General features: G+C 55.8%; 20 protein-coding genes. 15 read left to right on the top strand and 5 right to left on the bottom strand.

All coding sequences use genetic code 11. From position 1 onward, the window contains the following. Positions 1-149: 149 nt before the first annotated feature. The 4 genes from ACR0DS_RS05420 to ACR0DS_RS05405 all read left to right on the top strand — a co-directional run bounded on the left by ACR0DS_RS05420 (position 150) and on the right by ACR0DS_RS05405 (position 3,629). Positions 150-1,280 carry a bifunctional 2-C-methyl-D-erythritol 4-phosphate cytidylyltransferase/2-C-methyl-D-erythritol 2,4-cyclodiphosphate synthase gene (locus ACR0DS_RS05420; protein WP_480557990.1) on the top strand — a complete coding sequence of 377 codons (1,131 nt, stop codon included), beginning with the start codon at positions 150-152 and terminating at the stop codon, positions 1,278-1,280. Beyond that, complete coding sequence (locus ACR0DS_RS05415) at positions 1,277-1,774, top strand: phosphatidylglycerophosphatase A family protein (protein WP_480480677.1); 498 nt, start codon at positions 1,277-1,279, stop codon at positions 1,772-1,774. The genes ACR0DS_RS05420 and ACR0DS_RS05415 overlap by 4 nt, the downstream gene beginning before the upstream one ends. Next, positions 1,771-2,238 carry a CinA family protein gene (locus tag ACR0DS_RS05410; protein WP_480480675.1) on the top strand — a complete coding sequence of 156 codons (468 nt, stop codon included), beginning with the start codon at positions 1,771-1,773 and terminating at the stop codon, positions 2,236-2,238. The genes ACR0DS_RS05415 and ACR0DS_RS05410 overlap by 4 nt, the downstream gene beginning before the upstream one ends. A gap of 209 nt (positions 2,239-2,447) precedes the next feature. Further along, positions 2,448-3,629 carry an ammonium transporter gene (locus tag ACR0DS_RS05405; protein WP_480557992.1) on the top strand — a complete coding sequence of 394 codons (1,182 nt, stop codon included), beginning with the start codon at positions 2,448-2,450 and terminating at the stop codon, positions 3,627-3,629. Positions 3,630-3,754: 125 nt separating this feature from the next. Here the strand turns inward: ACR0DS_RS05405 and ACR0DS_RS05400 are convergent, their stop codons facing one another. Genes ACR0DS_RS05400 through ACR0DS_RS05390 form a run of 3 tightly spaced genes read right to left on the bottom strand, consistent with a single transcriptional unit; the run spans position 3,755 to position 6,407 of the window. Further along, a complete protein-coding gene (locus ACR0DS_RS05400) occupies positions 3,755-5,110 on the bottom strand; it encodes an ATP-binding protein (protein WP_480557994.1) in 1,356 nt (451 codons plus the stop codon). Next, positions 5,110-5,769 (bottom strand): response regulator transcription factor, encoded by a 660-nt coding sequence (locus tag ACR0DS_RS05395; RefSeq protein WP_209503754.1) that lies wholly within the window; start codon positions 5,767-5,769, stop codon positions 5,110-5,112. The genes ACR0DS_RS05400 and ACR0DS_RS05395 overlap by 1 nt, the downstream gene beginning before the upstream one ends. 38 nt (positions 5,770-5,807) lie before the next feature. Continuing rightward, positions 5,808-6,407 (bottom strand): PepSY domain-containing protein, encoded by a 600-nt coding sequence (locus tag ACR0DS_RS05390; protein WP_480485466.1) that lies wholly within the window; start codon positions 6,405-6,407, stop codon positions 5,808-5,810. Between the two features lie 209 nt (positions 6,408-6,616). On the opposite strand from ACR0DS_RS05390, the gene ACR0DS_RS05385 reads away from it, so the two are divergent. Next, a complete protein-coding gene (locus ACR0DS_RS05385) occupies positions 6,617-7,663 on the top strand; it encodes a hypothetical protein (protein WP_480557996.1) in 1,047 nt (348 codons plus the stop codon). A gap of 235 nt (positions 7,664-7,898) precedes the next feature. On the opposite strand, the gene ACR0DS_RS05380 is transcribed toward ACR0DS_RS05385, so the two are convergent. Beyond that, positions 7,899-8,084 carry a hypothetical protein gene (locus ACR0DS_RS05380; RefSeq protein WP_480557998.1) on the bottom strand — a complete coding sequence of 62 codons (186 nt, stop codon included), beginning with the start codon at positions 8,082-8,084 and terminating at the stop codon, positions 7,899-7,901. Between the two features lie 471 nt (positions 8,085-8,555). Beyond that, complete coding sequence (locus tag ACR0DS_RS05375) at positions 8,556-9,233, bottom strand: helix-turn-helix transcriptional regulator (protein ID WP_480492696.1); 678 nt, start codon at positions 9,231-9,233, stop codon at positions 8,556-8,558. A gap of 673 nt (positions 9,234-9,906) precedes the next feature. On the opposite strand from ACR0DS_RS05375, the gene ACR0DS_RS05370 reads away from it, so the two are divergent. The 10 genes from ACR0DS_RS05370 (at position 9,907) to ACR0DS_RS05325 (ending at position 19,304) form a co-directional block, all read left to right on the top strand. Further along, the gene (locus ACR0DS_RS05370; RefSeq protein ID WP_209503749.1) at positions 9,907-10,083 is read left to right on the top strand and encodes a Flp family type IVb pilin; all 177 of its coding nucleotides are present in this window, start codon (positions 9,907-9,909) and stop codon (positions 10,081-10,083) included. Between the two features lie 135 nt (positions 10,084-10,218). Further along, entirely contained in the window at positions 10,219-11,178 is a 960-nt protein-coding gene (gene cpaB / locus ACR0DS_RS05365) for a Flp pilus assembly protein CpaB (RefSeq protein WP_480558000.1), read from the top strand. 8 nt (positions 11,179-11,186) lie between these two features. Then, a complete protein-coding gene (locus tag ACR0DS_RS05360; RefSeq protein ID WP_480558002.1) occupies positions 11,187-12,725 on the top strand; it encodes a pilus assembly protein TadG-related protein in 1,539 nt (512 codons plus the stop codon). Positions 12,726-12,738: 13 nt separating this feature from the next. After that, entirely contained in the window at positions 12,739-13,236 is a 498-nt protein-coding gene (locus ACR0DS_RS05355) for a TadE/TadG family type IV pilus assembly protein (protein WP_480558004.1), read from the top strand. Further along, complete coding sequence (locus ACR0DS_RS05350) at positions 13,233-13,880, top strand: TadE/TadG family type IV pilus assembly protein (protein WP_267367915.1); 648 nt, start codon at positions 13,233-13,235, stop codon at positions 13,878-13,880. Before ACR0DS_RS05355 ends, ACR0DS_RS05350 begins: the two co-directional genes overlap by 4 nt. A gap of 38 nt (positions 13,881-13,918) precedes the next feature. Continuing rightward, positions 13,919-15,106, top strand: a complete 1,188-nt coding sequence (locus ACR0DS_RS05345; protein WP_480616705.1) for a CpaE/TadZ family protein — start codon at positions 13,919-13,921, stop codon at positions 15,104-15,106. A gap of 12 nt (positions 15,107-15,118) precedes the next feature. After that, on the top strand, positions 15,119-16,507 hold the full coding sequence (locus ACR0DS_RS05340; protein WP_480558009.1) for a TadA family conjugal transfer-associated ATPase: 1,389 nt from the start codon (positions 15,119-15,121) through the stop codon (positions 16,505-16,507). Beyond that, positions 16,504-17,472, top strand: coding sequence for a type II secretion system F family protein (locus tag ACR0DS_RS05335; RefSeq protein ID WP_480480649.1), 969 nt, complete (start codon positions 16,504-16,506; stop codon positions 17,470-17,472). The genes ACR0DS_RS05340 and ACR0DS_RS05335 overlap by 4 nt, the downstream gene beginning before the upstream one ends. Positions 17,473-17,485: 13 nt before the next feature. Further along, the gene (locus tag ACR0DS_RS05330) at positions 17,486-18,478 is read left to right on the top strand and encodes a type II secretion system F family protein (protein WP_480558011.1); all 993 of its coding nucleotides are present in this window, start codon (positions 17,486-17,488) and stop codon (positions 18,476-18,478) included. Positions 18,479-18,626: 148 nt separating this feature from the next. Further along, a complete protein-coding gene (locus ACR0DS_RS05325; protein WP_267366868.1) occupies positions 18,627-19,304 on the top strand; it encodes an orotate phosphoribosyltransferase in 678 nt (225 codons plus the stop codon). Positions 19,305-19,374: the final 70 nt, after the last annotated feature.

Below are 19,374 nucleotides of genomic sequence, written 5' to 3'. Positions count from 1 at the left end.
TATCGAATTCCACGCATATGAACAACAAAACGACGCGCAACAAGCCCGCAAAACCATCATCTGCCTATTTTTTAATCACCAGACCATAGGTGATTGCCACTGCAATCACCGCCGCCTAAACAAACGCAACAAAATGGAGGGCGCGCGGCATGACCACAGCTGCCATCATAGTCGCCGCAGGCCGCGGCCTGCGCGCAGGGGGCGACGTCCCAAAACAGTGGCGCGGCCTTGCAGGACGCCGCGTGGCAGACTGGACAATCGATCGGTTCCGCGGACAGGTCGCCCATATCGTTCTGGTCTTATCCGACGAAGACACTCTGGTCTGGGAGGAGTTTCGTGATACCGATCTGATCCTCGCCTCGGGCAGCACAGATCGCACGGGTTCTGTACGCAACGGTTTGAAGGCCCTGGCGCACCTCGACGTGAAGCGCGTCCTGATTCATGACGTTGCCAGACCCTGCGTTTCGTCGCGCACCATTCAGGACGTCTTGAACGCATTGGATGCACATCAGGCCGCCGCCCCCGGACTGACGGTGACTGACGCCTTGTGGATAGGACAAGACGGGGTCGTGACTGGCACACAAGACCGCAGCAACCTGTTTGCGGCGCAAACACCGCAAGGCTTTCACTATGACACCATCACCGCCGCCCATGCGGCGCATCCGGGCGGTGCTGCTGATGATGTTGAGGTTGCACGCGCGGCGGGGGTAGATGTCTGCATCGTACCGGGCGATGCGGACAACCTGAAGATCACCCGCCCCGAGGATTTTGCCCGGGCGGAACATATCATGGGAATGGATATGGATGTAAGACTTGGCAACGGCTATGACGTGCACCGATTTGGCGACGGGGATCATGTGGTCCTTTGCGGTGTGAAGGTTCCCCATGATCGCGGGTTGCAGGGGCATTCGGATGCGGATGTCGGGATGCATGCTGTAACCGACGCGATTTATGGCGCATTGGCGCAAGGGGATATCGGACAGCATTTTCCGCCCTCGGATCCGCAATGGAAAGGGGCCGCCAGCGAGATCTTTCTGCGTCACGCGGTCGAACTGGCTGGACAGATGGGGTATCGCATCTCGAACGTGGATTGTACGCTGGTCTGTGAATACCCGAAGATTGGCCCTCACGCCGCTGTTATGCGCGAAGAAATGTCCAAAATCATGGGCTTGCGTGCCGATCAGGTCTCGATCAAGGCCACCACGTCCGAGCGTCTGGGCTTCACCGGTCGCAGTGAAGGCATCGCATCGATTGCGACGGCCTGTCTGGTGAAATCATGAACGCGGCGCAGTTGATTGGCACCGTTGGCGGCGTCGGATATATACGCCCTGCCCCCGGCACCTGGGGTTCGCTGGCCGCGCTGCCGATGGCTTGGGTCCTGCACACGCTGGGCGGATTCCCATTGCTGGCAATCGCAACGCTCGTGGTGTTCGCAGGCGGCCTGTGGGCCACGCGCGTGATGACCGACGGCCAGGACGATCACGACCCGTCGGAAATCGTCATCGATGAGGTCGCGGGCCAGTTCATTGCCCTCTGGGCGATCTCATATCCGTCCTGGGCGCATGGGATCGACATTACCGCCCTCTGGCCCGGCTGGGTTGCCGGGTTCGCTCTGTTCCGCCTGTTCGACATCACCAAACCCGGCCCCGTCGGTTGGGCAGATCGTCGCGGCGATCCTATGGGAGTGATGCTGGACGACGTGATTGCGGGTATTTTCGCAGCCGTTGGCGTGATGGTTCTGGCTGGCATCACGCACGGGGTTCTGGGCCTATGAACGTGCCCGACCTGCTGAACCGCGCCAAAGCGCAGGGCGTTATGATCGCCACTGCGGAAAGCTGCACCGGCGGTATGGTCGCTGCGGCCCTGACGGATATACCCGGCAGCTCGGCCGTCGTGGATCGGGGTTTTGTTACCTATACCAACGGGGCCAAGCAGGACATGCTGGGTGTGCTGGCAGAAACCCTGCAGGCTTTCGGCGCAGTGTCCGAGCAGGTCGCTCGCGAAATGGCCGAAGGCGCATTGCGCAACTCACAAGCGCAGCTTGCCGTCGCGATTACCGGCATTGCCGGGCCGGGCGGGTCTGAATTCAAACCCGAAGGGCGCGTATGTTTCGGACTGGCCAGAGAAGGCCGGGAAACCCGAACAGAAACGATTGAGTTTGGCGCGCAAGGGCGGGATGCGGTGCGCCGCGCCGCGCGGGATCATGCGCTGGCGTTGCTTCTGACCGGGCTTTCATAACGCGCACCTTTTTTAGGCATTATCTGCCCATAGCCGCCAAAACTGTCATCACTTGAACAAAAGGCGACAAAATAGGCGACCAATTCGGGTATTGCCTCTTTTTTCCTCACCTGCCCTCCGCTTCAAGGCTCTGCACATACACTCACTCGATCCCGGGCGTTGTCAGATGACCTGCCCGGGAAACCATGCAGGGAAAAGGAGAGCGGCCCATGAATGGAGCCGATACAGCCTGGATCATAGTTGCTACAGCACTGGTCCTTTTCATGACATTACCGGGTCTGGCCTTGTTTTACGGCGGGCTTGTACGTGCCCGAAACGTGCTCAGCGTTTTTATGCATTGCTTTGCCATTGCCTGTTTGATGAGCATTCTGTGGCTGGTGGCCGGGTACTCCATCGCCTTTGGACCCGGTGAAAGTGGGCTTTGGGGTGGTTTGGGCAAGGCTTTCCTCAACGGTGTTGATGTGAACAGCCTTGCTGGCACTCTCCCAGAAATCCTGTTCTTTGCCTTTCAGATGACCTTTGCCATCATCACCCCGGCCCTGATCGTGGGCGCATATGTTGAACGGGTGGGCTTTGGCTTTGTGCTCACCTTCTCGGCGCTGTGGATGCTGCTGTGCTATGCGCCGGTGGTTCACTGGATCTGGGGCGGTGGAATGCTGTCCGATGGTGGTATTTTGGGTGACATTGGCGTGCGTGATTTCGCTGGCGGTATCGTGGTGCACGAAACCGCTGGTCTGGCAGCCCTGATCATCGCCGTCATCCTTGGCCCGCGCCGAAACCGAACGACCCCGCCGCATAATCCCGGCTATGTCATGGTCGGCGCCGCGATGCTGTGGGTCGGCTGGTTCGGCTTCAATGGCGGTTCGCAACTGGCCGCGGACGGTGGCGCTGCGATGGCGATGACCGTTACCCACCTGTCCGCCGCAACTGCGTCACTGACATGGGCGCTTTGGGAACGCATCCGCTTTGGCAAAGCCTCGATGGTGGGTCTTGTCACCGGGACAATTGCAGGTCTGGCCTCGATCACGCCCGCTTCGGGTTTTGTGGGGCCGATTCAGGCCCTTATCATCGGCGCTGTCGCGGGCATTCTGTGTCAGGAAGCCGTCAGTCTGGTGCGCAACAAGCTGAATATCGACGACACGCTGGACGTGTTCGCGGTACATGGCGTCGGAGGCATCTTTGGCACCATCATGATCGCCTTGTTTGGCCTTGGCACATGGACCGCCCAGTTGGGCGGGCTGGTTATCGTGGGTGCCTTCACGGCAGTTGTCACGTTTGTGTTGGTCAAACTGGTTGCACAGATCACACCACTTCGCGTAAACGCCGAGACCGAGACAAATGGCCTCGACCTCTCGGTACATGGTGAGCGGGCCTATGACATGAGCAGCTAAGCCCACCTTGGCTGCCTATCGCCCGCAAGGGCAAAAGCGGACCTGTCATGGGTCCGCTTTTCTTGTTTTCGTGCCTTGTCCACTTACGACACACCCAAAGCACCCTGAACCTTCAGGGCAAATGATCAGCCCGTCGCAGGATGCGCATTGGTTCCCTTGGGAATTACGATCCGGCATTCCAAACCGCCAAGCGAGCTGGATGCACCCAGATCAAGCCGACTGTCATAGGCCTTTAACAAATCAACCGCGATGGCCAGCCCAAGGCCGCTGCCCGAAACAGAGGTATCCAGCCTCCCCCCCGATCGCAGTGCCTCGCGGTGAGCGCCCTGAGGAATTCCCGGACCATCGTCGTCAATCACAACTTCGATCCCGTTCGAGGTTCTCATAGCCGTCACGCGGACCTTATGTTTGCACCATTTGACCGCGTTATCCAGCAGGTTGCCCAAAACTTCTTCGATATCCTGCGCGTCCATACGCACCCAAAGACCCGGGTCGCGTTCGATTTCCAATGACTTTCCTTCGCGCTCGGCCATGGTGGTGAACAGACGCGCTAGTCGATCAATCGAATGAGACAGATCGGTACGAGAATGGGTCAAGTCCGCAGTATTCAGCGCCCGCATTCGGGCAAGCGACCGGCCCAGCTGCGCGTCAATGCGGTCGAGAGCTTCCACAGCGGTTTCCGTAGAACCTCCCGCTTCGGACAACAGCAGCAGTTCATTGCGCATGATTGCAGTAGGTGTTTTCAGGGCATGGGCCAAATCTGCCGCCTGACGACGTGATCCCGATACGATTTCCCGGTTTCGACGCAAGAGCTGGTTCAGATCCTCGACCAGAGGAGACACCTCTTCTGGATAATCGCCTGGTCTAAGGTCTTCGTCCCGATCCCAACGATGCGCCACATCTGACCGAAGCTTTCTGAGTGGCGTCAGGATGATTGACGTCAGAAGTAGTGACCCAACGACACCGATCAGACCGACCAGCGCAAAAACCGGAAGCAGGCTTTGTTGTGCAGCGCGGCGTTCCGCGACAAGCTGGGCCTGACTTTCGGCAACGCTGACCCCCCAGACCGTGCCATCCTCATAGGTAATTTTCTGAAAGGCTCCTCGTAAAGCTTCGCTTTCCGGACCGGGAGTGTTCCAAAGCGTCGTTACATCAGGGGTGCCAAGGGGTTCGGCAATGACTTCATCAAACAAGGAAGCCGACGTAAAGATTTCGCCTTCGCTGTTGCTGACTTGCCAGTATCGGCCAGAATACGGTGTGCCATAGGCCGGATCGAACATCAGATCGCGCAGCGCATCCGGGTCATGGGTCGTAACGCTCAACCCAACGACCAGTTGCGTGTGACGATCAAGTAGTGCGGTATCAAACCTGTCCGAAACGCGGGCATTGATGAACGAGAACACGGCCAGCGTACCAACACCCACTGAAAGGGCACCCGACGCGATCCCCCCCAGTAGAGCCCGTTGACGCAGAGATAACATCAGGCAGAGTCGATCATGTATCCGCGGCCCCGAATCGTTGTGATCAGATCAGGGCCAAGTTTTTTGCGCAGACGGGTTATGAAGACCGCAATGGTGTTCGAGTCCCTGTCTCCATCGTATTCGTAGATATGTTCCGACAACTCGGTCCTTGAGATCATACGCCCAACATTATGGGCCAGATATGTAAGAACAGCCAACTCCTGCGCGGTCAGGTCGATGGGCACGCCATCCGCCGTTACACGCCCGTTGCGGGTATCCAGCACAACATTTCCCATTTCGACGACGGGATTCAACTGACCGCTCTGCCGCCGCAGTATGGCACGGACCCGCGCTGCCAGTTCGGGCATATGGAACGGCTTGGTCATGTAGTCGTCCGCGCCTGCGTCCAATCCGTCGACCCTTTCGCTCCAGCCATCGCGGGCCGTGAGGATCAGCACCGGAGTCTTGATGCCCGCACTGCGCCATTCCCGCAGAACTGAAATGCCATCGCGTTCCGGCAATCCAATATCGAGGATGATCATGTCATAGGGTTCTGTTGCACCCAGATGCAAAGCTTCCAGGCCGCTGTTCACAATGTCCACGACCCGACCTTCAGCGTTCAACAGTTTCTTGATCTGCTCGCAAAGGTGCGGTTCGTCTTCTGCCAGTAAGACTCTCATACTTGGGAATTATAGGCGTGCGAATGGCAGTTTAACCATTACTTTTTACCACCGCCGTTGCCGCCACCGTTTCCACCACCGTTGCCGCCAGAATTGCCACCAGAATTGCCACCACCGTTACCACCGCCATTGCCACCACCGTTACCACCGGAGTTGCCGCCGCCGTTACCTCCGGAGTTGCCTCCGCCATTGCCACCAGAGTTGCCGCGACCGCCACCGCTGTTCCCGCGGTTGCCGCTTTGACCGCCATTTGCTTTGACTGAAGACTTGCCTTGAGATTTCGCATTGGCCGAGTTTCCGGGCGCAGATTTGGCCGCTTCTGAGATTTGTTTGCCGATCTTGGACCCGTTGGAAACGACAACGCCGGTTTTTGCGTTAACAATAACACTGACAATCTTCCCGTTCGGCTTTTTGACCAGTACGCGGTAGTAAACTTTGTCGGCCTGAAAAGCTCGCGCATCAATAGGCGTACCGCCAAAGACCTGTTCGACCCCTTTGATGACTTTCTGCAACCGGATTGCGTTGCCCGAGGTTGTTGCTTTGCGCAGTTCTGCCTGCTTCAGCTCACGAACGGCTGCATTGCCTTCTCCGGGCTGGAGAAAGACAATAAGAAACATAATGGTTAAGAGCTTTCTCATCTTCGGCACTCTTTACTGCGCAACCACCTACATAATCTACCGATTTCAACATGAACTGGGGATGAACGACCAGTTTGGCGTGGGTTCAATGATGATCGGTTTAGATAGCACCTGTCAGATCTTGATTCCGGCAAGCGGTTTGCCTGTGTGCGAATCTTGGAAAACTATGTCGGACCACTGAAACACGCCTTCGATTTACGAGGAACGCTATGAAAACCAATATGACCGGCTTGCTGAAAGCCTCTGCACTCGCAATCGCAATGTTAGGCTCCACCGCAATTGTTGGCGCGATTGCATTTCCTGACGTGGCTTATGCAAAAGATGGCAAAGGCGGCGGTAAAGGAAACGGCGGTGGCAATGGTGGTGGTAACGGAAACGGCGGTGGTAACGGTGGTGGCAAAGGAAACAGCGACAGTGCCGGAAAGGGCAAAGGCAACAGCGGCGGTAATGGCGCGACCAAAAGTGGCGGCTCAAAATCCGCCGGCAAGTCAGGGCGCACTACCTCTGGCGCAAAGGGTTCGAAGTCAAAATCTTCGAAGGGAAAATCGTTCTCTTTGAAAGAACTGTTTACCGGTAAGAAGTCCACGAAAACTCAGACCAAGACCGCACCGTCAGCGCACGCGACAAAATCTAAGGTTCAGGTCGAGGAAACGGACCTGACCGATTCCCACAAGAAGGGGAATAAACTGGCTGCCGCGCTGGGCGTCCACCCTTCGGAACTGGGCGCACTGAACGCAGCCAACGCAAGTGAGAAGGCCCTCCAGAACGCTGCCCCGAATTCGCGCGTCGGTCGCATTGCAACCTATCGCGACACGGTTTTGGCTGGCGACAGCATCCGAGCTGAGCTTGCCGAAAAACAAGACCTTCTGGATGATATGACCCCGCCGGAGCGCTCCAGCGCTGAAATCAATGACGACCTTGAGGATGCGCTGGCCGATGTTCAGGAAAAGCAGGACATCGTCGATGATCTCGAACAGCAACTGGCAGATGCGGGAGGCACCAATCCTGACATCGAGGACGCACTTCAGGACGCAAACGATGATCTGCAAGCTTCCAAAGATGCCGCTGACAGCCTGAATGCCGAAAAACAGGCAGCCTTGGAGTACGAGGAAGCCGTGCAAGACGTCGAAGACCTGGCAGACGCCGTTGAGCAGCAGTCACTCAATGAGCGCGCGGCATTGGAAGACGCTGCGAACAAACCCGTCACCGACGAGGTCGAGGCTGCTGTAAAGGCAATGCTCGGATTGGATAGCTAATAGCTTTTGCCTTCATTCTCATGAAGTGGGCAGAAGACCGGGCCAGCTAAGTGATTACCAGCCGTTTGGCTGGCCCGACTTTCTCATTAAGATCCTGACCGCCAGGTTGTATTGCGCTTATGCCCGACGCAAGTTGGCAAAGGTTACTGAGAAAAAATTTAGCCCGCTCCAATTCGGAGCGGGCTTTATCTTTCCCTGATCAAGTTGATCCGGAAATCCATCGGACGTCTGATTTTCAGAAGTCCCGGTTCGCCTCTTCTAGTCGCTTGTTATTTACGATTTCTGTCAGTGCATTTTCGATAGGAGGGAAGCGACTGCTGCTCGAATTTGTATTACTAGAAACTTCACCGTTCATGACGGGATCATGGGGTTGCATTGTCGTACATGCATACGGCGCAACCTCAATAGCAGTCTTGATCATGCTGTTCCCCTTCCATTCAACCGGACGTGGTTTGCCCGGCCTGTGCGATCAGTATGCCCCGAGCCAGTTGAACACTCAGAGAATACATTGTTCACATTATGTTAATGTTGTCGCGAAATCATGAACAACGACTAAGTAGCTAACAAAACAGGATATTTTTTCGTCAACAGATACAATCAAACTGGAAGAGCATAAAAATCTGACGCGTTCTCCCCACTCCGTAGGGTTGTTTCCTCCCCACGAAAGCGGCAGTTGGTCATGGCGAACGAGTCAGATTCCCTACATTGCTATAGAGAGCAAAATTGCGGCCGAAATTTAGAAACTTACAAGACAGCCGACGAAATTGCGACTAAGTTCAGCAGTTGTTCGACCGTCATGGAACAACAATGGGTAGGACCATGACGACAGATGGATCCTTAAAAGATCAAGAAAAGGTCTTCAGACCGTCCTGATAGCAATCCATTCGGTTCGCTAACCCGCGATCTGAGCAAAACCCCTGTCAGCATCAACGCTTCGGTTCAATAGATGCAAAAGCTCGACCTGGCTCGTCGCCCCTGTTTTGGAAAATATGGAACTTAGGTGCGAGCGAACTGTTGTCGGGCCAATGGACAGAGTCTCCGAAATCGTCTTCACTGTCATTCCCTCTTTCATCATCGCACATACCCGAAACTCGCATCTGCTGAGGTCGGCCGGATTATGTGGATCAAGGATCGGAACAAAGCGATTGTTGCTGTTGAACTTGGACCGGTGACTCCGAAGAACCTCGGAGTTGGCAGCAACTGTTCCAGGCAAGCGTTTGCTCCAGCCAGACGATAATGTTGGAGCCAGCGCACTTATCAGATCAAGTTCGAAGGTCTGCGGGTGAATACTGTAGTGAAGCTCAATGTAATCAACCTGCGCCCCGGTTACGTCCAGCGGAATCAGGATAACCTCCACCAGCCCCTCAGGCCTTTGGGGCCGACAATGGGAGATTGGTGATGCGTCGGATAACACCAAGTCTGATAGTTTCCAGACTGAACCCGGCCTTGCCGTTGATATACATTCTCCAATAACCAACTCTGCCTGCGTTTGCGGCTGTGAAGGCCAGATTTTCCCCTGCTGGACACAACAGCGCGCAATATGCTTTGCCTTCCAATCCTTTTTCTGCATTCTGACAATTAGAACCGCATCAGCATTTGCCAGGCGCATTAAACAATTTACGGATCGAGACACGGAGCCATTACCGCATAGGGCCTGAGTCCACTCCACTACAAAGTCCAGACTCTCCCTCGCCTGAGCGCTCTTTAAAAAACTCACACTCATAACAATTAACCATTCAACTAAACAGACCGACCAAACAAACAGGTTCGGGTTACTACAACAAATTTGTGTTCCTTTCGAAGTCACAGCAACCGGAATTATCGGCTTGTCTGCGCGGGAAGTTTTCAAACAAAGGCTTTTAAGAAACTTTATATATCTGTTTTTAATATGCTTTTCTAAGTCTTGTCATCACTGAACCGCACGATGCCAATCCGCAAACGCCAGACCGGTCAGTAAAAATCAACCACCATCCCGCTCACAATTGCGACCCGGCTCAATTCATTGTTTCCGAAAAAGGGCGATTCGCTGAACGTTAATACGTTGTTAACGCAGGGTTAAATGTATTCGCCCAAAAGGGTGATTTTCTTCAATTGATTCAACCAAAAGGTGTATTTCAATTACCTTTGAAGGAAGGCACGCATTTCCCCCGTTCCTATTCTGATTCCCGAGCTAATGCATTTTCGCCTGGCTTGCGCTCAAGAATACGGAGCGCTGATAACGTCTAACCTATTTGGGGGAAATAATGACTAAATTCATGAAGAAGTTTGTTAAGAATGAAAGCGGTGCAGCAATTGTCGAATATGGCCTGGCTCTTTTGGTCGTGGCGTCGATTGCAGTTGGCGCATTCTCGTATCTGGGCACCACTACCAACACAAACGTGACTGGTGCATGCGCTGCTCTGGGTAGCGCGACCTGCTGACCCAAACACACTTACCAAAATACAGAGCTCTGTGCCGCCGCGCCACTGTTGCGGCGCAGAGTTCACCGCCAGGAATTTCGCGAAAGCAGGACGACCGAAGTTCCATATTTCAGAACGTAATTGTTGGAGAGAGTGATGCGTATCAGGCCAATCATTTCTACACTGTTTGGAATCGCGATAGCGTCCGGTTCCGTTTACCTGGCGAAGGATCACATTCAGTTTAAGACAAGCACTGCAGGTATCTCACCAGATGCCGATCTGGTTGAGATCTACGTGGCCCGATCAGAAATCGCTTTTGGCCAAACGATCGAAGCGCACGACGTCACAATTCACCCCTGGCCGCGCGAGGCGCTCCCGGCCGGAGTTTTCACGGACATCGATGTACTTGTTCCAAACAATCGCCGTCAGCTGCGGCGCGCCAAGGGTCGGTTCTATCCCGGCGAAGTAATGCTTCTTTCCAAGGTTTCGAACTTTGGAGAAAAAGTCACCCTTGTTCAGAAGTTGGGTGAAAACACACGCGCCATGGCGATCGAGGTCGATGCTGTAACAGCCGTGGGCGGTTTTGTTACCCCAGGCGATCACGTTGATATCGTCTTGACCCAAGGTGCCAAGCAGGACCTGCGCGCGGTCACCATCTTGCAGAACATTCGCGTCATTGGCGTGGACCAGCAGTCGGAAGAATTAAGCGATCAGCCGGAGGTCGCCCGCACGATTACGGTGGAAGTGACCCCGCAGCAAGGTCAACGTCTGGCCCTGGCTCAAAAGGCCGGAACCCTGAGCCTGACACTTCGCACCCTGGACAGCGTCGAGGATGAACCCATGGAGATGGTTCGCCTGCGCGATTTGTTGCAGGAGGAAGGACCGGTGGAAAAGGTTGATATTCAACCCACTGTAAAGCTGCGCCGGGGAACCGAGACTGAGGTTGTGACCATCCAGCGGCAACAGGAAGAAGCGGAACAGGCAACAGAAACTGCGCCCGCCGCCGAATTGCAACCTGATACCCAAAAAGATGCGCAGCTTGCGCCGGCGTCCGCGACTCCGCGCGTCAAACCCCGCATTCGCCCAATCAAAGTCAGTCAGACACCCGGTCAATAAGTTCAGCCATGCCAACTCGCTCTATCATATCCGCATTCGCCCAAGAGGAGAACGGCACCGTCGCGATCCTGTGGGGCACTGCTTTGGTCGCATTCCTTGGGTTCTTTGCAATCACACTGGACGTTGGCCGGTTGAATTCGACACATGCAGAGCTTCAGTCATTCGCCGACAATGTAGCTTTGGCCGCAGCGGGAGAGTTGGACGGCCAACCGGACGCGATTACACGCGCCACAAATGCAGCAGCAAACCTTGTCAGCGACAGCCAGACATTCGCGAACGGGGCGACCACGCTTTCAGGATCTTCGGATTATACCCTCCTGTTTCACTCGGCGCTTCCGGCATCGGATCTGACCCCGCTTGGCGCAGATATTACAACCGATCCACGAAAGGCCAGGTTCGCGCAGATCGTGTTGACACCCAAGTCCCTGACGATGAGCCTGGCTTCGGCGCTGGACAAAATGCTTGGTGGGGCTGGGTTTTCTGCTGCCAGCGTTTCAGCCGAGGCAGTGGCCGGATACTCGAAAGCGGCGTGCGATATCTCACCCCTGATGTTCTGCCTGCCCCCGAATTGGGAATCCACTTTGACTGTGGGCGACCAGATTCTGTTGCGCAGCGGCGGCAACGGAACGGCTTGGGGTCCGGGTAATTTCGGCTTTATTGATCTGGCGAATTTCCAAGACAGCTCGGGTGTATGTGCCGACGAAGGGGGCAATAAGCTGGCCTGTCTGATCGCGGCGCAAAGCCAGATCACCCAATGTGTTCTGACCAATGGTCTGAACACCGAACCCGGCCAGAAAAACGGCATTACCAACGCTGCATTCAACGTCCGCTTTGACATCTACCGCTCGGTTCTCAACGGTGAGAAGAACAACATCGATTTCGCGCCCGCACCGAATGTTATCAAGGGGATTGAAAGCAACGGTGGCGGCGCTTGCATTCAGGGTAATGAACAGACGACCCCTGATACAACCGGTTTGGGGCGCGACCTGTGCATGACGGCGGGCACCTGCGGTGGAAACAACCGCTTCGGCGACGGCAACTGGGATCGAACCGGGTACCTTAATCGAAACCACGATCTGGCAGATGGGATTGCCGACGGCATAGGCAGCGACGCGCATCTGCCTGCACTGTCCGGATCGGATACCGTTTTCGCAGGAACGCGGTACGGAATGTATCTTAGGGAAATAGCCTACGGAAATACAAACCCTTACGCGCTACCGAATGCAAACTCCATTCTGGACCCTTCGCTTGCCGAAACCGGTCGTCCAATGTGTTCCAGCCAGATGTCCGAGGACCCGGCGCGACGCGTTGTTACGGCTGCTGGTGTCGATTGCGCGCAGAACCCGGTGTCCGGTTCGACTACCGGAGTTCCAGTCACAAAATTCGTAGCCGTGTTCCTGACTGAACCGGTGGGTGATGACGGTGGCTCACCCCCCAGTTTCGACATCCACGGAGAGGTCGTCGGTTTCCCCGATGTGACCGGAGTTGGCAGCGGCGGCAACGGGTTTGGCGGCATCTTTCGCGACGTCGTACAGTTGTATCGGTAGGGGCTGAGGGTTCATGTGTATTCGCCTAAAATTCCCTTTCAAGCGCTTCGCCAAAAGCGACGATGGAGCGATCCTTGTCGAGTTCGGCCTCGTCATGCCGATTATGCTGCTGCTGTTGGCGGTGACATTGGAATCCGCACGCCTCATGTGGTCGTACCAGTCGGTCATTGCCGGGGTCCGTGATGCCAGCCGTTATATGTCGCGCGTCACGCCCTCGGATATCTGTTCGTCTGGCGGAACTGTCGCGGGGCTCAGCACAACTCTGAAAGGGATTGTCGAGCGTGACATTCATGGCAACAGCCTGTTTCCACCCAGTATAACCGTCAACTCAGTAACGCCCAGCTTGTCCTGCGTGTCGGGCACGTATCGCATGAACCCGGCACCCGTCGGTCAGGTAAGCGCCAATATCACCGTTCAGTTCCCGCTGGGGGGCATTCTGAAGCTTTTCGGCAGCGGCGCGTCATCGATAACCACCGACGTCGCTGACACATCGCGGATATTTGGCCAATGACACGGTTGCGGAATAACCGCGCTATCTTGCGCCAGGTCGCGGACAAGATGCTGCGCGACCAGAATGGTGGGGTTCTTGTTGAGTTTGCCTTGGTGGTGTCCCTGTTTTCCTTCCTGTTCCTGGCATTGCTGGACTTTGGTCGGCTATCATACAGCGGAGTGAACGCGCAAAAAGCCGCACAGTTGGCGGCGCGCATCGCTGTGGTGCGCCCTGCGGCCTGTCCGGGTGTGCCACAAACCCACACGCGGGGAACATCCGCGTTGTCCCCTCGCTTTGGCACCCCATGCAGTGCGTCGGCTGGCGTATGTGCCGACCCCGTAACGCCAGCTTGTGTGGGTGACGCCACCAACACCACAGCATCTGAAATCTGGGGGCGCATCAACCCGTTGCTGCCCCCCGGCACGACGATTGACGCCTTGCAGTTTTCCTATGATTTCAATTCCAATCTGGGCTTCCTGGGTGGCCCTTACACGCCCATGGTCACGGTTGAGCTGAACCTGAATGATTTTCAGTTCGTGTCGCCGCTGGCCGCGCTTGCAAATGCCGCGGGCGCGACCAGCAGCACAATTCCTTCAACAGCCGGGTTTTCCAATTTCAGCGTTTCGCTGCCTGCCGAAGACCTGGCATCAGGAGAGTCAGGTTAATGGTTAAGAACGTTTCCAATCTCAATTCACATTCTGTCATGCTTGTATCTGAAAGCGAAACCGTCGCTCAGGTGGTCGCCAATGCCTTTCCCGCCGGTCAAAATAACGAAATCTCAGAGAATGCGGGTTCTTTCAAAGCTTTGAACGGAACAGCACGCAATCTGGCATTCAAGCATGACCTGGTTATTTTCGAAATCGACCCCTGCGACGCGGGCGAGGTTCTGGCTGTCAAAGACCTGCTGACCCATCGACAAGACGACACCTTGTTTGTCGCGCTGACGCAGAATGATGTTTCGATCTCGGTCGCCCGCGAACTGCGGAAAATCGGCATCGACGAGGTTCTGCCCCTGTCCATTGACGAGGATGGGCTGAAAGCTGCAGTAGCAGAAAAAATCTCTTCCCGATCACTTCCGCAAGGGTTCATTCGAAATGGCCCCTCTGCCCTTGGCACGGTGATCCCGGTTGCAAAATCCCGCGGTGGAATCGGAGCGTCAACGGTCGCAGTCAACCTTGCCTGCTCACTGGTGGGCGGGAAAGGATCCTTCCTGAGGAAAAAGGCGAAAAACCGCGTCGCGCTTCTGGATTTTGATCTGCAATTCGGAAACGCGAACGTGTTTCTGGATCTAGAAGATAACGGGGGATGCCTCCAACTCATCGAAAATCAGGAAGAGCCGGATGATCATTTCCTGACGTCGATCCTTCAGAACCATACGCTCGGCATTGATGTGTTGTGCGCGCCCGTGCCGCTGGTTCCGCTTCAATCCATACGACCGGGCTTGATCGAGGGGGTGCTCGACCTGCTTCAGCGCCGGTACGACTATGTTGTCATCGACCTGCCCTGTGCCGTTGTGGAATGGGTCGAACCCATCTTTAAACGCGCGAACCAACTTGCACTGGTTACTGACACGACGGTTCCATGCGTTCGCCAGACCCGGCGCCTGATCGATTTCTATCGCGAGGCAAACGTAGCCCTACCGGTCGAGGTTGTCGTGAACCGCGAACGAAAGACGATGATCAAACCTGCACATGTTCGCGAGGCCGAAAAAGTGCTGGAAACGAAACTGAAGCACTGGCTGCCGGACAATCCCAAGATTGCGCGAAACGCAGTCGATCTGGGACGACCGATTGTGGACATGAAGCCGCATTCGGATCTTGGCAAGGCCCTGACGAAACTGGCTGCGTCCATGTCCGAAGGCACCCGGCCAGCCACACAAAAAACTGCATAATGGGAGATCGCCGTGTTTAACGAGTACAAATCACGCCGGGCCGCGTCCAAGTCGAACGTGTTGGTTCTGGAACGGCCGATCGAGGTGTCAAAGTCCAAAGCAACACCAGAGCCGGTGGACGTTGACCTGCAAGCGCATCTGGAGCTTAAAAGCCGTCTGCACAGCGAGCTTCTCGACCGTCTGAACCTGTCGGTGATCGACAAGGTCGAACGGTCCGAACTGAAACGTCAGATCGCCGCGCTGGTTACCGGGCTGATCGAGGCCGAACGCCTTCATTTACGGTCCGAGGCATTTACAGCCCTTGTTGATGAACTCATTCACGAAGTGATGGGTCTGGGCCCGCTGGAACCCCTTTTGGAAGACCCGACCATCAACGACATTCTCGTCAACTCTTATGATCAGGTCTATGTGGAACGATTTGGCCTGCTGGAACAATCCTCCGTACGCTTCCGCGACGAACGCCATCTGCTTCGGATCATTGACAAGATCGTCAGCCGGGTCGGCCGCCGTATTGATGAATCCCAGCCATGGGTCGATGCGCGTCTGGAAGATGGAAGCCGGGTCAACGCGATTATCCGCCCGTGTTCGGTTGATGGGCCTGCGCTGTCGATCCGCAAATTCTCGCGCAATCCTTTGACCATCGACAAGCTGGTTCAACGGGACAGCATGAACGAACAGGCAGCCAAGCTTCTGGCCGCGTTGGTCGAAGCCAGGCTGAACATTCTGATCTCGGGGGGCACCGGTTCGGGCAAAACAACAATGCTGAATGCCGTTTCATCCTATATCGACGGCAAGCAGCGTATCGTGACAATCGAAGATGCAGCGGAACTTCAGTTACAGCAAAGCCATGTCGTACGCTTGGAAACCCGCCCCCCAAACTCGGAAGGTCAAGGGGTGATCACGCAACGCGATCTGGTGCGCAACGCGCTCAGGATGCGGCCTGACCGCATTATTGTCGGCGAAGTCCGTGGTTCCGAATGCTTTGACATGCTTCAGGCCATGAATACGGGACATGACGGCTCCATGACGACCGTACATGCGAATTCGGCCCGCGATGCGCTCAGCCGGGTCGAACAGATGGTGACGATGCTGGGGGCGGACCTGCCCGTCAGAACCATCCGGTCTCAAATCGCCTCGGCCATTCAGATCGTCCTGCAACTCAGCCGTCTGAGCGACGGGACACGCAGGGTCGTCAGTATTTCCGAAATCACGGGCATGGAAGACGATACGATCACGATGCAGGACATCTTTGTCTTCAAGCGCCGTGGCAAGTCTGAAAACGGCGACGTTCTGGGAGAGTTCCTGCCAACCGGAATACGGCCAAAATGCTTCGACCAGCTGGTGGCGGCGGGTGTCGATGTGGACACCAACATGTTTATTCATGGGGTGACGACATCATGATTGACCTTCAGCCCAACATACTGAACATCCTGATCTATATTTCGATTTTTCTGGGTATTCTGCTTGCCTACGAAGGCGTTCACCAGCTTCTGGCGCGCAAGGAAACGCATGGCGAAGCCAGAAACCGCCGCATGAAACTGATCCAGAACGGGGCTTCGACGGATCAGGTGTTGCAGCTGCTTCGCGATCCCGCAATGCTGGCTGCTGGTGAAAAAGCCGGGCTGATTACGCGGTTTCGTCGTCTGCTTGTGCAAGCCGGTTTGGCGGTCAACCCGGTTTGGGTGGTTCTCGCCGTCTCCCTTCTGGTTTTGATGATCTTTTTCGGGGCCTCCCGGTTCCTTGCACCGGAACTGGCAGTCATTCTGAGCGCTGTGTTCGGCCTCATCGGCCCGGTTATCGTGCTGGTCGCCATGAAAGACGCCCGCGCGAAGAAACTGACGAAACAACTGCCAGACGCGTTAGACCTGATGGCCCGGGGGCTGAAGGTGGGGCATCCCGTTGCAGTGACGGTTGGAAACGTTGCCTCTGATCTGCCGGATCCGATCGGGTCAGAGTTTGGCATCATCAAAGACCAGATCAACTATGGTGATGACGTCGCGACCGCCTTTCACGACTTTGCGCACCGCGTCGGAACAGAGGATGCAAAATACCTTGCTGTAAGTATCGGCATTCAGCATGGAACTGGCGGCAACCTGTCCCGCGTTCTAAGCATTCTGTCCCAGACCATCCGGGACCGGCACACGATGCAAAAGAAGATCAAGGCAATTTCCGCCGAAGGTCGCCTGAGCAGCCTTATCCTCACGATTTTGCCGGTCATCATTTATCTTTCGATCGAGGTCTCCTCCCCAACATTTTACGGCGACGTACGCAGCGATCCGCTGTTTCCGTATTTCGCCCAGGTGATCATTGGCCTGACAATTGCCCAGGGTTTCATCCTGAAGCGGCTGGTTAAATTCAGATTCTAAGGGGAATTGGGGTATGGATATATTTCAGGACATTCTAAACGATCCGCGCATCACACCGCAGTTGATCCTGTTGGTCGGAATTGCCCTTAGTGTTTTCTTTGTCGTCATGGGCCTTTCCGGATTTACGGCAAGTGAAAACACGGCAGCACGCCGTATGCGCGTTGGGTCGGTTTCACAAGGGCATGGGCAGGATTTTGACCTTATCCAGGGTGACAATAGCGACCCGCACGGGCTGCTGAAGGCCTTCGTCCCGTCGTCAAAACGCGAACGCTCCAGGATCGGGAAGCTGTTGAAACAGGCCGGGATTCGGCAAAAGCACGCCATTCGCACCTATTATACCTTTCGGGTCGTCCTGGGATTTGTGTTGCCTGCCGCGTTCGTCGCAACCATGGCATTGCCGATCGAAACGCAAGTTCAGTTAGGGATCGCCGACCTTTTGCAGGGTGTTACCTGGATAAACACAATGCAGATCGTGACGGCACTGATGGCCCTGGGCTTTTATGGCCCGGCACTGTGGTTGCGGCGCCGCATAAAGAAACGCCGCCAGGCCATCGAACACAGCCTGCCTAACGCGCTTGACCTGCTGCAAGTCGCTATCGAGGCCGGGCTGGGCTTTGACGCGGCGATGATCCGGGTCTCGCATGAAATGGCCAAGGCAGCTCCGGAAATCTCGCAGGAGTTTTCGGTTCTTCAACTGGAGTTGCAGGCAGGCAAAGAACGTCAGGCCGCCTTTCTGGACATGGCGAACCGGGTCGGTATCGACGAGATGAACTCGTTCGCGAACGCCTTTTTGCAATCCAACCAGTACGGAACCAGCATATCCGCATCGTTACGCCGCTTCGCCACTGACATGCGGCTTGACCGAGAGCTTCGCGCCCAGGAAAAGGCAAACCGTCTGCCTGTGCAGATGTCTGCCGTGATGGCCATGTGCATGATGCCTGTCCTATTGCTGATTTGTCTGGCACCAATGCTGATCCGGTGGGTCAACATGTTCGGGCAAGGGTAACACAGCGACGATGGTGTTCGCATAGCAGTATGCCCGGAAACAGCGGACCTTAGGGGGGTCCGCTTTTCTTTTGTTCCAACAGCTCTCGACTCCGGGCCAAGGGTCGGGCTATCAGCCCGAAACATCATTTCATCGCCGAGGTCCCGCCATGATCCCCAGTTCTTTTCCCGATAGCACTGAAATCGCTCGCCTGACGGCCCGGATGCTGCTGGAGATCAAGGCCGTCCACTTCAACGCGCGCGAGCCGTTCACGCTGGCAAGTGGCCTTCCCAGCCCGACCTATATCGATTGCCGCAAGCTGATCTCCTACCCGCGCATTCGTTCCACGCTGATGGATTTTCTGACCGTTACGGTGATGCGGGACGCGGGTTTTGAAGCCTTTGACAACATTGCGGGCGGCGAAACTGCGGGCATCCCCTTTGCCGCGATGGTGGCCGAACGTATGGCATTGCCGATGACCTATGTGCGCAAAAAACCCAAAGGTTACGGGCGCAACGCCCGTATTGAAGGCGCGATGAGCGAAGGTGAACGCGTGTTGCTGGTCGAGGACCTGACTACCGATGGCGGTTCGAAACTGTCCTTCGTCGATGCAATTCGCGAGACTGGTGCCACCTGCGGGCATACGGCTGTGATCTTCTACTACGGTATCTTTCCCGAAACCGAGAAGACGCTGGGCGACCATGGTGTAAAGCTGCATCACCTTTGCACGTGGTGGGATGTTCTGGCCGAGGCCAAGGCGCAAAAAGCCTTTGATCAGGAAACACTTGACGGGGTCGAGGCGTTTCTGAACGACCCGCGAGGCTGGCAGGACGCGCGAAAATCGTGATTTTCAGCCTGTGGATGGCTTGGGGATAGTTGATTTTCGAATCGCATCAAAGCGCGCCTATCTAGTCAAG

The organism is Ruegeria sp. AF5, from assembly GCF_056541905.1.
This window is presented reverse-complemented; position numbering and strand designations above follow the sequence as displayed.

Bases quoted from the DNA above. Each gene is read 5' to 3' on its own strand.
- ACR0DS_RS05420 (WP_480557990.1), top strand. From the start codon at position 150: ATGACCACAGCTGCCATCATAGTCGCCGCAGGCCGCGGCCTGCGCGCA.
- ACR0DS_RS05415 (WP_480480677.1), top strand. From the start codon at position 1,277: ATGAACGCGGCGCAGTTGATTGGCACCGTTGGCGGCGTCGGATATATA.
- ACR0DS_RS05410 (WP_480480675.1), top strand. From the start codon at position 1,771: ATGAACGTGCCCGACCTGCTGAACCGCGCCAAAGCGCAGGGCGTTATG.
- ACR0DS_RS05405 (WP_480557992.1), top strand. From the start codon at position 2,448: ATGAATGGAGCCGATACAGCCTGGATCATAGTTGCTACAGCACTGGTC.
- ACR0DS_RS05400 (WP_480557994.1), bottom strand. From the start codon at position 5,110: ATGTTATCTCTGCGTCAACGGGCTCTACTGGGGGGGATCGCGTCGGGT.
- ACR0DS_RS05395 (WP_209503754.1), bottom strand. From the start codon at position 5,769: ATGAGAGTCTTACTGGCAGAAGACGAACCGCACCTTTGCGAGCAGATC.
- ACR0DS_RS05390 (WP_480485466.1), bottom strand. From the start codon at position 6,407: ATGAGAAAGCTCTTAACCATTATGTTTCTTATTGTCTTTCTCCAGCCC.
- ACR0DS_RS05385 (WP_480557996.1), top strand. From the start codon at position 6,617: ATGAAAACCAATATGACCGGCTTGCTGAAAGCCTCTGCACTCGCAATC.
- ACR0DS_RS05380 (WP_480557998.1), bottom strand. From the start codon at position 8,084: ATGATCAAGACTGCTATTGAGGTTGCGCCGTATGCATGTACGACAATG.
- ACR0DS_RS05375 (WP_480492696.1), bottom strand. From the start codon at position 9,233: ATGCAGAAAAAGGATTGGAAGGCAAAGCATATTGCGCGCTGTTGTGTC.
- ACR0DS_RS05370 (WP_209503749.1), top strand. From the start codon at position 9,907: ATGACTAAATTCATGAAGAAGTTTGTTAAGAATGAAAGCGGTGCAGCA.
- cpaB (WP_480558000.1), top strand. From the start codon at position 10,219: ATGCGTATCAGGCCAATCATTTCTACACTGTTTGGAATCGCGATAGCG.
- ACR0DS_RS05360 (WP_480558002.1), top strand. From the start codon at position 11,187: ATGCCAACTCGCTCTATCATATCCGCATTCGCCCAAGAGGAGAACGGC.
- ACR0DS_RS05355 (WP_480558004.1), top strand. From the start codon at position 12,739: ATGTGTATTCGCCTAAAATTCCCTTTCAAGCGCTTCGCCAAAAGCGAC.
- ACR0DS_RS05350 (WP_267367915.1), top strand. From the start codon at position 13,233: ATGACACGGTTGCGGAATAACCGCGCTATCTTGCGCCAGGTCGCGGAC.
- ACR0DS_RS05345 (WP_480616705.1), top strand. From the start codon at position 13,919: ATGCTTGTATCTGAAAGCGAAACCGTCGCTCAGGTGGTCGCCAATGCC.
- ACR0DS_RS05335 (WP_480480649.1), top strand. From the start codon at position 16,504: ATGATTGACCTTCAGCCCAACATACTGAACATCCTGATCTATATTTCG.
- ACR0DS_RS05330 (WP_480558011.1), top strand. From the start codon at position 17,486: ATGGATATATTTCAGGACATTCTAAACGATCCGCGCATCACACCGCAG.
- ACR0DS_RS05325 (WP_267366868.1), top strand. From the start codon at position 18,627: ATGATCCCCAGTTCTTTTCCCGATAGCACTGAAATCGCTCGCCTGACG.